The sequence below is a fragment of the Pseudomonas sp. NPDC087598 genome (assembly GCF_044743525.1).
Lineage (GTDB): Bacteria > Pseudomonadota > Gammaproteobacteria > Pseudomonadales > Pseudomonadaceae > Aquipseudomonas.
Genome location: NZ_JBIUWQ010000033.1, coordinates 40544 through 53232 on the forward strand (window position 1 = coordinate 40544; position 12689 = coordinate 53232).

A 12689-nucleotide genomic window follows, 5' to 3' on the forward strand; every position below is an offset into this window, starting at 1 on the left:
GAAGGCTGCGATCTTTTGATTTTGAAGGTCAAAAGATCGCAGCCTGCGGCAGCTCCTACAGGGGTTTAGTCGGATTGTGAGTCGGGGGGCTAAATTTCGGGCAAAAAAAAGCTGCCAGAAATGGCAGCAAAAACTTTAAGAACACGCGATGTATTGACTGAAGTGTAGACGCCGGAAAATGACAATGTCATGACACCGGCAAATTCATTGAACCGCCCCCGTGCCGTCATCAGGATGTCATCAAGGTCACGGCAGAATCCTCGCAAACCGTCTTGAGCCTTGAGGCGAAGATTCTGCAAGGATTCCCGATGAAAGAAGACGCCTCGCTGTTCGCCGCCATCGACCTGGGCTCCAATGCGTTCCGGATGATGATCGGCCAGTCGGTACGCAGTCGAAAGGGCTTCATGATTCAGGAAGTCAAAACCTTGCGCGAGCCGGTTCGTCTGGCCGAGGGCTTTGACGGTGGCGCGCTGGATGAAATGGCGCTGGACCGTGGCTGGCAGGCGCTGGCGCGGTTCGGCAAGAAACTGCGCGGCTTTGAGGCCGGCCGGGTGCGGGCGGTGGCCACCAGCGCGGTGCGTGAGGCGGATAACTCGAAATTGTTTCTGGCCAGTGCCGAACGGCATCTGGGCTTTCGCATCGACGTCATTTCCGGTCATGAAGAAGCACGCCTGGTGTATGCCGGTGTCGCTCATGCCCTGCCGAGTGCCGAAGACATGCGCCTGGTGGTCGACATCGGCGGCGGCTCCACCGAACTGATCCTCGGCCAGGGTTCACAACCGTTGCTCACCGAAAGCATTGCCATCGGCAGCGGGACACTCGGTGCGCGTTATTTCCCGGACGGTCGTATCTCTCCCGGCGCCCTGCAAGAAGCCGAGCGCGTGGCCATTCTGCAATTCGAGAAAGTCGCCCGACGCTATCGCGCTCAGGGCTGGCAGCAGACCATTGGCTCTTCCGGCACTGCGCGCATGCTCGCCAAAGTACTCAAGGCCAATCGGCTCAACGACTTCGCTCAGGACGGTATTACCTACGCTGGCCTGTTGCGTCTTTCGTTGCTGTTGCTGAAGGTCAGCAACGTCCAGCAGTTGAAACTCGCCGGCCTGCAACCGCATCGCCAGAGCATCCTGCCCGGCGGGTTGGTGTTGATGCTGGCGGCATTCAAAGTGTTTGGCATCTCGCAGATGGTGCCCTCCGAGCCGGGATTGCGCCTCGGCGTACTGCATGGGCTGATGAGCAATCACTGACCTCTGCGCACTGCAGCAGAATCACTCGCTAATCAAGGCTTTCCTGATAGCGAGGACGCCCTTTCAAACCTCAATGACGCCTTCCTGTAAAAGCCGATAAATGCCTCCCTCCTCCTCGCGGTTTTCGTTCTATCGTTAGATCGAAATGGCAGTATTTGCGGCCGACTAAAGGTTGCGACGGCCCCCTGTCTGAGCCTATGTTGCACGCGAGCTTTTCCCCGCGAATGGAACGCGATCAACACCACAAAGAGGTGAAGAAATGTCAAAGGAATCACGCCCTGCCGTACTTGGGCTGATCGGCAATACACCGCTGGTACAAGTGACCCGCTTCGATACCGGCCCGTGCACTCTGTTTCTCAAGCTTGAATCGCAAAACCCCGGCGGTTCCATCAAGGACCGTATCGGTCTGGCGATGATCGATGCGGCCGAACGCGACGGTCGCCTCAAACCCGGCGGCACCATCGTCGAAGCCACGGCCGGCAATACCGGCTTGGGCCTGGCATTGGTCGGCCGCGCCAAAGGCTATCGCGTGGTGCTGGTGGTACCGGACAAAATGTCCACGGAAAAAGTCCTGCACTTGAAAGCCATGGGCGCCGAGGTGCATATCACCCGCTCCGATGTCGGCAAGGGCCATCCGGAGTATTACCAGGACGTCGCCGCGCGGCTGGCGAAAGACATTCCCGGCGCCTTCTTCGCCGACCAGTTCAACAACCCGGCCAACCCGTTGGCCCATGAATGCAGCACCGCCCCGGAAATCTGGGCGCAGACCGAGCATGACCTCGACGCCATCGTCGTCGGTGTCGGCTCGGCGGGTACGCTGACCGGCCTGAGTCGCTTCTTCAAGCGTGTGCAGCCGGATCTGGAAATGGTTCTGGCCGATCCGGTCGGTTCGGTCATGGCTCAATACAGCCGCGACGGCTCACTGCCGACACCCGGTTCATGGGCCGTGGAAGGCATCGGTGAGGATTTCATTCCATCGATCACCGACCTCTCCAGCGTGCGCCACGCCTATTCGATCAGCGATGAAGAAAGCTTCGATCACGCCCGCCAATTGCTCAAGGCCGAAGGCATTCTCGGCGGCTCGTCCACCGGCACCCTGCTTGCCGCTGCGCTGCGTTATTGCCGCGAACAGACCGAACCGAAACGCGTCGTCAGCTTCGTCTGCGACACCGGCACTCGCTACTTGTCGAAGGTCTATAACGACCAGTGGATGACCGATCAGGGCCTGTTGCAACGCAAGGGTTATGGCGACTTGCGCGACCTGATCGCCCGACGTTTCGAGGACGGTCGCGTCATCAGCGTCGGCCCCGACGACACCTTGCTGACCGCGTTCCAGCGCATGCGTCTGGCGGATGTCTCGCAACTGCCGGTGCTGGTTGAAGGCAAAACCCTGGTCGGCGTGATCGATGAATCGGACATTCTGCTGGCCGTACATGAGGACGCCGCACGCTTCAGCCAATCGGTGTCCAGCGTCATGACCGACAAACTACAGACGCTAGCGCCCGGCGCCAGCCTTGCCGAACTGGAAGCGGTACTCAGCCGTGGCCTCGTCGCCATCATCGCCGACGCGGCAGGTTTCCATGGCCTGATCACCCGCACCGACATGCTCAACCAATTACGGAGATCCCTCGCATGAGTCAGCACGACAAGAACTCCCAAGGCTTCGCGACCCGGGTGATCCATGCCGGGCAGGAACCTGACCCGACCACCGGCGCGCTGATGCCGCCGATCTATGCCAACTCGACGTACCTGCAAGACAGCCCCGGCGTGCACAAGGGCTTCGACTACGGCCGCTCGCACAACCCGACGCGTTTTGCTCTGGAACGCTGCGTGGCCGATCTGGAAGGTGGCACCCAGGCGTTTGCTTTCGCGTCCGGGCTGGCGACGATTTCCACCGTCCTTGAACTGATCGATGCCGGTTCGCACATCATCTCCGGCAATGACCTGTACGGCGGTACCTTCCGCCTGTTCGACAAGGTCCGCCAGCGCAGCGCCGGGCATCGTTTCAGCTACGTCGACCTGACTGACCTGTCGGCGTTCGAAGCGGCACTGCAGGACGACACGCGCCTGGTCATCGTCGAATCGCCGACCAACCCGCTGCTGAGCCTCTCCGATCTGGCCGCGATTGCGCGCATCTGCCGTGCACGCGGGATCATCAGCGTGGCCGACAACACCTTTGCCAGCCCGTACATCCAGCGTCCACTGGAGCTGGGTTTCGACATCGTGCTGCACTCGACCACTAAATATCTCAACGGTCACTCCGACGTCATCGGCGGTATTGCCGTGGTCGGGCAGAACGCCGAACTGGCCGAGCGCCTGGGCTTTTTGCAGAACGCCGTCGGCGCGATTTCCGGGCCGTTCGATGCGTTTCTGACCTTGCGCGGAGTGAAAACCCTGGCGCTGCGCATGGAGCGTCATTGCAGCAACGCACTGGATCTGGCGCAGTGGCTGGAGCAGCAACCGCAAGTCAAACGCGTCTACTACCCGGGCCTCGCATCGCATCCGCAGCATGAGTTGGCCAAGCGGCAGATGCGCGGTTTCGGCGGGATGATTTCCGTGGATCTGAACACTGATCTGGCCGGCGCGCGGCGTTTTCTCGAGAACGTGAAGATCTTCGCCCTGGCCGAAAGCCTCGGCGGTGTCGAGAGCCTGATCGAGCATCCGGCGATCATGACCCACGCGACCATTCCACCTGAAACCCGCGCCAAACTGGGTATCGGCGATGGTCTGGTGCGGCTGTCGGTAGGCGTCGAAGACGTCGAAGACCTGCGCGCCGATCTGGCGCACGCGCTGACGAAAATCTAGTCCGCAGGAACGACAAAGCCCGCACGCTGCGGGCTTTGGTTGTTCGAGTAGGCGGCCAGTGCTGGTCTCTGGCTTACAAGGTTTATCAGGCTTCTCACAGTACCGGGCCAAATTGAAAAAGTACGGCCTCGGCTGCTTCACACGGCGTAAGGGCTGGATCTCAGCGCGGAGATCTTTCTAACCGTGTACCCTTCGGAACGCGCCCCACGTCCCCTTGCTATCCGCTTGCGCATCAGTCTGCGTCTTCGCCTACATTCTTTAGCCTAGCAAAGGGTTAAGGAGCTGCGTCGTGGTTTTTAGACTGATTTCAACTTTGCCAATCCGGTGAAGGAGAGTAATCGCCTAACAGCCGTCGATCCCCTCGCCGCGCCGCCGCCCTGCAGCGACCTATACTGGTTCAGTCAAGTAATGACTACGTCGACACCTGTGCGCCTGGCGGTGCACCCGTGCCTTTTCGCCAACCAGATCAACCCCTAGCCAATACGTCGTAGCGCCAGTGATTGTGCAGTGCACGACGGTTTATCGCTTTGTGGCTGCCGGGGCGTGGAGAAAATCATGAAATACAAGCTTTTGCCGGGCATGGTTCTGGCAGTGGCGGCTGCCGTCGTGATGCCGGGAGTCTGGGCTGCGCAGCCGCAAGCGCTGGCTTCGGATGGGGCTGATCATGTCGGTGCTGGTGCAGTGGCTTCCGATGGTTCTGATCATGTCGGCGCTGGGGCGGTGGCGTCTGACGGTTCTGATCATGTCGGTGTTGGTGCGGTGGCGTCTGACGGTTCTGATCACGTCGGCGCTGGGGCAGTGGCGTCTGACGGTTCTGAACATGTTGGTGCAGGTGCAGTCGCATCCGACGGATCTGACCATGTCGGTGCAGGTGCGGTAGCTTCCGACGGTTCTGATCATGTCGGTGCTGGTGCGGTGGCGTCTGACGGATCTGATCATGTCGGTGCTGGTGCGGTGGCGTCTGACGGATCTGATCATGTCGGTGCTGGTGCGGTGGCGTCTGACGGTTCCGATCATGTCGGTGCTGGTGCAGTAGCTTCCGACGGGGCCGATCATGTCGGCGCCGGAGCACTCGCGGCTGACGGTGCTGATCGAACAGGCATCAATCGCGTTGCATATTCGCGTGTCGGCGTGGGCTCCGATCGGGTCGCTTCGGCCCTGATGACCGGCAGTTATTCCGACCAGTTCAACAGTCCGCAGTAACCTCTGCATTCTGGCGGGCGGCGCCTTCGGGGCCGCCGCTGCGCCAGCGCACTAGCACATTTGTGCTAATCGACCATCCCGCCACCCGACGTTATATTCCCCTGCAACCCCCGATGTTCCCCAACGTTGCCCTTTCGCTGCGTGCGGGATCGTTGTGCCTGGAAATCAGAACAACACCAAGGAAGAAACACCATGAAAGTGCATCTCCACCTCTGCAAAGTCGCCGTTGTCGGCGCCCTGCTGACAGGCGTCGCCGGTTGCCAGACCGCCAAGCCCAGCGAAGCCAGCATGAAAGAACGCGCTCAGACCGTCATCGGCAAACCAGTGTCGAAAATCGACAACATCCGCAGCGACAGCACCCTCACCTACTACACCGCCTACACCCCGGCCGGTGAATACAACTGCGAATTGCCCAGCGGCGCCATCATCGCGGTGGCGAGCATGGGCATCATGACACCGCCGCTGTCATGCCTGCCCAAAGGCGCCTCACCGATTCCACTCCAATAATCCCCCATTCTCGGTAAAGGACTACGTTCCATCATGAAAACCCTGATCGCAACACTCACCCTCGCCACCCTGTTCCTCACTGGCTGCGCCACCCCGAAACAATGGGAAGCCACCGGCGGCAGCAAAAACGATGGCGTCGTCCAGGTCTCCTATGAACTGGGTCAGTTCGAAAGCGGCCAGACCAGCGCCGAACAAGGCCTGACCGTCGCCGCGCAACGCTGCAAGACCTGGGGCTACAAAAACGCCGAGGTCACCGGCTCGGAGAAAAACATCTGCCGCACCATGGGCCAGTACAACTGCCTGCAAACCACCATCACTCAAGACTATCTCTGCAAACGCTGACACTTGACCTCTGTAGGAGCTGCGGCACGCTGCGATCTTTTGATGATGTTTTTGAGGAACAGGATCAAAAGATCGCAGCGTGCCGCAGCTCCTACAGGATTTCCGCGACGGTCGTTGTTGGTTGGTCGCGCAGGGTTCGCAAGGTCGTGCGCAGCTCGGCCGGGCGTACCGGTTTGGACAGGATGGCAATTTGGCGGTCGTGCAAGACCGCCTGTATTTTTTCGATGTCATGACCGGTGATGATCATCGCCGGGACCGCCCAGCCGCGCTGGCGCCGCACATCATCAATGCATTCGATGCCCGTGGCATGGCTACCGAGATCGTAGTCGGCGACGATGATGTCGCAGTCGGTGACCAAGTCGCGCCCCGTCAGCTCGGCCTGCACCACACAGCCCCAACGCTCAAGCAGCGCCGACGTGGCCATCAGCACGTTGCGATCATCCTCCACCAGACACACCTTCAACCCGGTCAGCAGACCGACCTGTCGCGCATCATCGCGGATGACCGATTGCAGCGGCGCTGCCGCCATGGGCAACCCGGACAAAGTCACCGCCGTACCGCGCGCCAGCCGCGAGCGCAACGCGACCTCCACGCCGATCAATTGCCCCAGGCGCTTGACGATCGACAAACCCAGCCCCACCCCCTCGACGTCTTTGTCGCGTACCTGGCGAACCCGGTAAAACTCCTCGAACACCTTCGGCAGATGCTCCTCGGCGATGCCATTGCCCTGATCGTAAATGACGATAGCCAGCCCGGCTGCACGCCTGCGCACACCGATCAGCACCGGTCGATGCGCGCCGTACTTGAAGCAGTTGGAAAGCACGTTCTGGACCATGGTTGCCAGTAACGCCGGATCGGTGCGCACCCAGTGTTCACAAGGTCGCAAACGCAATTCCACACCCGCCCAACGCGCCGCTTCGGCGTTCTGGCGCAACAGATCCGCGAGCCATTCGCCCAGATTCACGGTTTGCAGTTTCGGCAAAATTCGCCCGTTATCGAGGGTGTACAGATCGAGAATCGAGCGGAACAACTGCGATACGTTGAGCAGCGAACGATCAATGTTGTCGACCAGGCGCCGCTCCTCATCACCCAATCGCGACTCACGCAGGCACGCGGTAAACAGGCCGATGGAGTGAATCGGCTGACGCAAGTCATGGCTGGCCTGAGCGAGAAACCGCGACTTCTCCAGATTGGCCGCAACCGCTTCTTCGGAAGCCTTGCGCGTGCGCTCAAGCAACAAGTGCGCATAAAAAGGAATCACCGTGCTGGTGATCATCAGCATCAACACCATGAACGGTTGCGCCTGCCACACGGGTGTCAGCCGATACACCGCGAGCAACGCCAGCAGTGCCAACACTGTGGCAATTGCCAGATAGCGCGAGCCGTAACGCATGCCGTTGCCGAGGTTGACCCAGATGATCACCGCGTACAACGGCAATGCCGCTTCGCCACCGACCACCAGCCCGAAACAGGTGCCGGTGTAATCGTGGACCATGGCAAAAATCCGCCGTGCCGGATAATGCCCCGGCCAGCGCACAATCGTCTGACGCAACACAATCGAGGCCAGCAAAAACAGGCAGATATAGGTGACCACTGGCAGATACGTATCGAAACGCTGGGCCGGTAAAACGCCGAGCACGCCGATGTAAACCAACGCGATGCTGGCAATGATAATGCGCAGATTGGCCTGATCGAGTTCGGTGTTTTTCTCGAACTTCATGGTGAACGTCCTTGTGCCGCAATCGTCATAATCAGCACGAACCGACAGGCATTGCCCGCGCCCGGTGCTAAGGTGCATGCCATCAGCAACACCCGGCCCAGGGAGGGTCACGCCATGACATGCCGAATTATCATAGCCGACGATCACCCGATGTTTCGCGAGGCAATGTTGCGCACCGTGCAGCGCTTATTGCCCGAGGCGACCATTGAAGAGGCTGGCGACCTCGACGCCGTAATGGCGCTGCTGCCCTGTGGCGACGAGCCGGACAGCCTGATTCTGGACCTGCGTTTTCCCGGCCTCACCTGCGTCAGTCAGCTCGCCGAACTGCGCCGCCGCTTGCCGCGCACCACGCTGATCGTGGTGTCGATGGTCGATGATGAGGCGTTGATCGGTGACGTCATGGCGGCAGGCATTGATGGCTTCATCGGCAAAAACATCGCACCGGATGAAATCGGCCAGGCGATCCTGGCGATTCGCGAAGGTGAAGTGTTGGTAAAGTTTGCGCCGTCAGGCTTGCTGCCGCTGGAGACCGGTGCGGCGCTCACGCCCCGTCAGCAAGAGGTGTTGCGGCTGATCGCGCAAGGCAAGACCAACAAGGAGATCGCCCGTGAACTGGATATTTCACCGTTCACGGTGAGGATTCACGTTTCTTCTCTATTACGCACACTGAACGTCCCCTCACGCGCCGCCGCAGCCGTGAAAAGTCGCTCCCTGTAGGAGCTGCCGCAGGCTGCGATCTTTTGATGTTGTCTGTTAAAAACAAGATCAAAAGATCGCAGCCTGCGGCAACTCCTACACGTTCAAGGGCCTGCGAAATTCATTGTCGATTTTTCGGTGGAGCCGTCGAGAATCCGGATTTACTCTCAGCCCATGAACATACAAACCGCTGTCCTGCCGCCCCACGCCGAAATGGTTCGCGCCATGCTCGAACGCGACACTGCCTATGAAGGCGTGTTTTTTACGGCGGTGAAAACCACCGGAATCTTCTGCCGCCCGAGCTGTACGGCGCGCAAGCCGAAACCGGAGAATGTCGAGTTCTTCGCCCATGCCGACGAGTGCATGTCTGCCGGTTATCGCGCCTGTCTGCGTTGCAAACCGCTGGATGCTGCGGCGATTGCGCCGGATTGGGTGCAGCGGTTGCTGAAAGCTGTGGAGGCGGACCCGGAGCTGCGCTGGAGCGATGCGCAATTGCTCGCCGAAGGCATCGAGCCGCTGAAACTGCGGCGCTGGTTCAAGCAGCATTTCGGCATGACCTTCCATGCGTGGCTACGCACCCGCAGGCTCGGCATGGCGCTGGGCGGGATCAAGCAAGGCACCTCGATCGATCATGCCGCGTTCGACTCCGGCTACGAATCCCTCAGCGGTTTTCGCGATGCGTTCCAGAAGTCATTCTACATCACCCCCGGCCGCGCCGCCAACAGTGAACCGCTGTTGTTCACCCGCTTGACTACGCCGCTGGGGCCGATGATCGCCATGGCTGAACGGCGTGGGCTGGTGTTGCTGGAGTTTCTCGATCGGCCCGCATTGACTCGCGAAGTCGAGGAGTTACACAACCGCTACGGTTACGTGGTCGCGCCGGGGCACAACGCACACTTGCAGCAGATCGAGCGTGAACTGGCGGAGTATTTCGCTGGCCGCTTGACGCTGTTCACTGTGCCTTTGCACTTGCCCGGCAGCGAATTCGCGCGGCAGGTCTGGTCGGCACTGCTGCAAATCCCTTATGGTCAGACCCGCAGCTACGGCGCCATTGCTGCCGGTTTGGGCAAACCCGGCGCCAGTCGCGCGGTGGGCCTGGCCAACGGCCACAATCGTCTGGCGATTGTGGTGCCTTGCCATCGGGTGATCGGCGCGGATGGCTCGCTCACCGGTTATGGTGGAGGGCAACCGCGCAAGGCGTTTCTGCTGCGGCTGGAAAACGCTGCGGTGCAGCTCACGCAGCAACTGGCTTTCTGACGATTTGAATCAAACCACAAGAAGGGATTTCGATGGACGCGCTCGACACTCGGTTCCACCAATTGCACCAGCAAGGCCTGTTGATTCTGACTAACGTCGCTGACGCCACCGGCGCACGACTGGTCGAACATCTGGAGGGCAAAGCCGTCGCCACCAGCAGTGCTGCAGTGGCCTGGGCTCACGGCTACCCGGACGGCAACGCCCTGCCCCTCGAACGTCTGGTTTCGACGGTGGAATCCATCGCCCGGGTGATCAGCATTCCCCTGACCGTGGACGTCGAGGCCGGTTATTCCGATGACCTCGGTCGTGTGGCCGAAGTGCTTGATGCGGTGATCGCCGCCGGCGCTGTCGGGATCAATATCGAGGACGGTTCCGCAGATCCCGAGCTGCTGGCACGCAAGATCGGCGTGGCGCGACAAGTGGCCGACAAACGCAAGATCAAGCTGTTCATCAATGCCCGCACCGATGTCTACCTGAAAAGCCTAGTGCCGGCCGAAGATCGCGTCGCCGAAACCCTGCGCCGCGCGGCGCTGTATCAGGCCGCCGGTGCCGATGGCTTGTTCGCCGCCGGTGTCACCGCCGCCTACGAGATCGAAGCCATCTGCAAAGGCACCTCGTTGCCGGTCAATGTGCTGGGCTTCGCCTGCCTGCCCTCGCCGACTGAGTTGCAAGCGTTGGGCGTACGCCGCTTGAGCGCCGGTTCCGGCATTGCCGAGTTCCTTTATGGCGCGATGGGCGGGCTGGTGAAAAGCTTTCTCGCCACAGGCAAGCTTGATACCCAGGACTTGAAGGCGTTCAGCTACGGCGAAGTCAACGGCCTGCTGAAATAGCATGAGCGACGCTTATCAAGCAGCCAGCACTTTTCTGGCCGCGCTTGATGCCGATTGGCAGCAGCATGTCGCCGCTGTCGGCCCTTGCCTGCACCAGCCGCATCCGGCGCGCGATCCGTATGAGTCGCTGGTGCGGGCGATTGCCTATCAGCAGCTGCATGCCAAGGCTGGCGATGCGATTGTCGGGCGGCTGGTGGGCTTGTTTCCCGGGCAATCGTTTCCGCGACCTGAACAAATCCTCGCGACGGATTTTGATCGAATGCGCAGTTGCGGATTTTCGGGGGGCAAGATTGCAACGATTCAGGGCATTGCTCAAGCAACGCTGGACGGCGTGGTGCCGGATTACGCTACCGCGCTGGCGATGGATGATGAGGTGCTGATTGAGCGGTTGGTCAGCCTGCGCGGGGTTGGCCGCTGGACCGTGGAGATGTTGTTGATCTACAGCCTGGAACGGATGGATATCTTGCCGGCGGATGATTTTGGCGTGCGTGAGGGCTATCGACGGCTGAAGGGATTGGAAGTGCAGCCGACGCGCAGGCAAATGGTTGAGATTGGGTTGGCGTGGAGCCCGTATCGGACGGTGGCGGCCTGGTATTTGTGGCGGATGCCCAAGGTTTAGACCGCGTCATCGTTCATCGCTGGCAAGCCAGCTCCCACAAGGTCGGTGGTGAATGCAGAGTCCTCAATCAATACAAATCCTGTGGGCGCTGGCTTGCCAGCGATCGCGGTGGGTCAGATGGCATTGATTCAAGCTGTGCCGACGCCTTCGCGAGCAAGCTCGCTCCCACAAGGTCGGTGGTGAATGCAGAGCCCTCAATCAATACAAATCCTGTGGGAGCTGGCTTGCCAGCGATGGCGGTGGGTCAGATGGCATTGATTCAAGCTGTGCCGACGCCTTCGCGAGCAGGCTCGCTCCCACCTTTGGAATCGATTACCCCTGTGGGAGCGAGCCTGCTCGCGAAGGCGCCGGTCGATTCAACACCCTTTCAAAGGCCGGATTTCAATCGGCTGAACGCACGGATCAATGCGCGATTGAACGCCTTGCCATTGTCATTCTTGCTATACAACGAAGCCCGCACCGGCTCCGACGGATACGTCCCCGGATCATTGCGAATCGATGCATCGACCAAACCGTCCGCCGCTGTGATCGCATTGGCGTAATGGATGGTGTCCGTGATCGGCGCAATCACCTCCGGCGTCATCAGGTAATCCATCAGCGCCAGCCCGGCCTGCGGGTGCGGCGCATCCTTGGGAATGACCATGGCGTCGAACCAGATCAACGTGCCCTCCTTCGGGATCCGGTAACTGAGCCGGAAAGGTTTACTGGCCGCCTGTGCCTGTCCGGCAGCGATGGCGACGTTGCCGTTCCACGACATCGCCACGCAGGTGTTGCCGTTGGCCAGGTCGCTGATGTTCAGGTCGTTGTCGAAGTAACGAATATACGGACGGATCTTCGCCAGTTGCTGCTCGGCGAGCTTCAGGTCATCGAGGTTCTGCCGGTTGATGTCCAGCCCCATGTACTTCATGACGGCGGCAAACACTTCGTTGGGATCGTTGAGCAGGCTCACCCCGCAATCGGCGAATTTCGACACCACCGCCGGATCGAACAACATCGCCCAACTGTCCGTCGGCGCATTCGGCAGGCGCTGCTTGATCGCCTCGTCCTGATAGCCCACACCGGTAGTGCCCCACGCGTAAATTCCGGCATAACGGTTGCCCGGATCGAACACCGCCATGTGCTGGCGAAACTCGTCACCGACGCCAGCAAAGTGCGGTACCCGCGCCTTGTCCAGCGGCTGAATCGCGCCGCTCTCGATGGCTCGCGACAGATGCTGGCCGGCGGTCAGCACCAGGTCATAACCGCTGCGCCCGGTGAGCAGTTTGGTCTCCACCGTTTCCAGTGAATCAAAGTGATCGGCAACCACATGAATGCCGGTTTTCGTCTCGAAATTCTTCAAGGTATCCGGGGCGAGATACTCGCCCCAGATATACAGATTGACCACCGGTTGAGCGGTGTCGGCGGCCTGCACACACAGAGGTGCAAGCACCAGCAGCAACGCTTGAGTCAGTTTGTGCAGGCCCATC

13 protein-coding genes are annotated in these 12689 nt (G+C 60.3%); 11 read left to right on the plus strand and 2 right to left on the minus strand.

Annotated elements, in window-relative coordinates; genetic code table 11:
- The first annotated feature begins 308 nt into the window (after positions 1 to 308).
- From ACIOWE_RS18210 to yecR, 7 genes are all read left to right on the plus strand, one after another.
- Positions 309 to 1244: a Ppx/GppA family phosphatase gene (locus ACIOWE_RS18210; protein ID WP_201237826.1), complete on the plus strand. Its 936-nt coding sequence runs from the start codon at positions 309 to 311 to the stop codon at positions 1242 to 1244.
- A gap of 259 nt (positions 1245 to 1503) precedes the next feature.
- Entirely contained in the window at positions 1504 to 2880 is a 1377-nt protein-coding gene (locus tag ACIOWE_RS18215) for a pyridoxal-phosphate dependent enzyme (RefSeq protein ID WP_401394090.1), read from the plus strand.
- Positions 2877 to 4049, plus strand: a complete 1173-nt coding sequence (locus ACIOWE_RS18220; RefSeq protein ID WP_201237824.1) for a cystathionine gamma-synthase — start codon at positions 2877 to 2879, stop codon at positions 4047 to 4049. Before ACIOWE_RS18215 ends, ACIOWE_RS18220 begins: the two co-directional genes overlap by 4 nt.
- Before the next feature lie 664 nt (positions 4050 to 4713).
- Positions 4714 to 4929, plus strand: coding sequence for a hypothetical protein (locus tag ACIOWE_RS18225; RefSeq protein ID WP_401394094.1), 216 nt, complete (start codon positions 4714 to 4716; stop codon positions 4927 to 4929).
- Positions 4930 to 4947: 18 nt separating this feature from the next.
- Entirely contained in the window at positions 4948 to 5085 is a 138-nt protein-coding gene (locus tag ACIOWE_RS18230; protein WP_401394097.1) for a hypothetical protein, read from the plus strand.
- 359 nt (positions 5086 to 5444) lie between these two features.
- Complete coding sequence (locus ACIOWE_RS18235; RefSeq protein ID WP_401394099.1) at positions 5445 to 5759, plus strand: hypothetical protein; 315 nt, start codon at positions 5445 to 5447, stop codon at positions 5757 to 5759.
- Positions 5760 to 5792: 33 nt separating this feature from the next.
- Positions 5793 to 6101: a YecR family lipoprotein gene (yecR, locus tag ACIOWE_RS18240; protein ID WP_103305737.1), complete on the plus strand. Its 309-nt coding sequence runs from the start codon at positions 5793 to 5795 to the stop codon at positions 6099 to 6101.
- Positions 6102 to 6192: 91 nt separating this feature from the next.
- Here the strand turns inward: yecR and ACIOWE_RS18245 are convergent, their stop codons facing one another.
- Positions 6193 to 7821, minus strand: coding sequence for a hybrid sensor histidine kinase/response regulator (locus ACIOWE_RS18245; RefSeq protein ID WP_401394102.1), 1629 nt, complete (start codon positions 7819 to 7821; stop codon positions 6193 to 6195).
- A 114-nt stretch (positions 7822 to 7935) separates the two neighbouring features.
- On the opposite strand from ACIOWE_RS18245, the gene ACIOWE_RS18250 reads away from it, so the two are divergent.
- The 4 genes from ACIOWE_RS18250 to ACIOWE_RS18265 all read left to right on the plus strand — a co-directional run bounded on the left by ACIOWE_RS18250 (position 7936) and on the right by ACIOWE_RS18265 (position 11223).
- The gene (locus ACIOWE_RS18250) at positions 7936 to 8538 is read left to right on the plus strand and encodes a LuxR C-terminal-related transcriptional regulator (RefSeq protein ID WP_401394105.1); all 603 of its coding nucleotides are present in this window, start codon (positions 7936 to 7938) and stop codon (positions 8536 to 8538) included.
- Between the two features lie 153 nt (positions 8539 to 8691).
- Positions 8692 to 9774 (plus strand): bifunctional transcriptional activator/DNA repair enzyme AdaA, encoded by a 1083-nt coding sequence (locus tag ACIOWE_RS18255; RefSeq protein WP_401394108.1) that lies wholly within the window; start codon positions 8692 to 8694, stop codon positions 9772 to 9774.
- 32 nt (positions 9775 to 9806) lie between these two features.
- The gene (locus ACIOWE_RS18260; RefSeq protein ID WP_401394111.1) at positions 9807 to 10604 is read left to right on the plus strand and encodes an isocitrate lyase/phosphoenolpyruvate mutase family protein; all 798 of its coding nucleotides are present in this window, start codon (positions 9807 to 9809) and stop codon (positions 10602 to 10604) included.
- A gap of 1 nt (position 10605) precedes the next feature.
- Positions 10606 to 11223 carry a DNA-3-methyladenine glycosylase family protein gene (locus ACIOWE_RS18265; RefSeq protein WP_401394113.1) on the plus strand — a complete coding sequence of 206 codons (618 nt, stop codon included), beginning with the start codon at positions 10606 to 10608 and terminating at the stop codon, positions 11221 to 11223.
- Positions 11224 to 11590: 367 nt separating this feature from the next.
- Here the strand turns inward: ACIOWE_RS18265 and ACIOWE_RS18270 are convergent, their stop codons facing one another.
- The gene (locus ACIOWE_RS18270; protein WP_401394116.1) at positions 11591 to 12688 is read right to left on the minus strand and encodes an extracellular solute-binding protein; all 1098 of its coding nucleotides are present in this window, start codon (positions 12686 to 12688) and stop codon (positions 11591 to 11593) included.
- Position 12689: the final 1 nt, after the last annotated feature.

Coding starts and splice junctions, on each gene's coding strand:
- ACIOWE_RS18260 (WP_401394111.1), top strand. CDS start 9,807: ATGGACGCGCTCGACACTCGGTTCCACCAATTGCACCAGCAAGGCCTG.
- ACIOWE_RS18235 (WP_401394099.1), top strand. CDS start 5,445: ATGAAAGTGCATCTCCACCTCTGCAAAGTCGCCGTTGTCGGCGCCCTG.
- ACIOWE_RS18210 (WP_201237826.1), top strand. CDS start 309: ATGAAAGAAGACGCCTCGCTGTTCGCCGCCATCGACCTGGGCTCCAAT.
- yecR (WP_103305737.1), top strand. CDS start 5,793: ATGAAAACCCTGATCGCAACACTCACCCTCGCCACCCTGTTCCTCACT.
- ACIOWE_RS18245 (WP_401394102.1), bottom strand. CDS start 7,821: ATGAAGTTCGAGAAAAACACCGAACTCGATCAGGCCAATCTGCGCATT.
- ACIOWE_RS18230 (WP_401394097.1), top strand. CDS start 4,948: ATGTCGGTGCTGGTGCGGTGGCGTCTGACGGATCTGATCATGTCGGTG.
- ACIOWE_RS18270 (WP_401394116.1), bottom strand. CDS start 12,688: ATGGGCCTGCACAAACTGACTCAAGCGTTGCTGCTGGTGCTTGCACCT.
- ACIOWE_RS18265 (WP_401394113.1), top strand. CDS start 10,606: ATGAGCGACGCTTATCAAGCAGCCAGCACTTTTCTGGCCGCGCTTGAT.
- ACIOWE_RS18250 (WP_401394105.1), top strand. CDS start 7,936: ATGACATGCCGAATTATCATAGCCGACGATCACCCGATGTTTCGCGAG.
- ACIOWE_RS18220 (WP_201237824.1), top strand. CDS start 2,877: ATGAGTCAGCACGACAAGAACTCCCAAGGCTTCGCGACCCGGGTGATC.
- ACIOWE_RS18225 (WP_401394094.1), top strand. CDS start 4,714: ATGTCGGTGCTGGTGCAGTGGCTTCCGATGGTTCTGATCATGTCGGCG.
- ACIOWE_RS18255 (WP_401394108.1), top strand. CDS start 8,692: ATGAACATACAAACCGCTGTCCTGCCGCCCCACGCCGAAATGGTTCGC.
- ACIOWE_RS18215 (WP_401394090.1), top strand. CDS start 1,504: ATGTCAAAGGAATCACGCCCTGCCGTACTTGGGCTGATCGGCAATACA.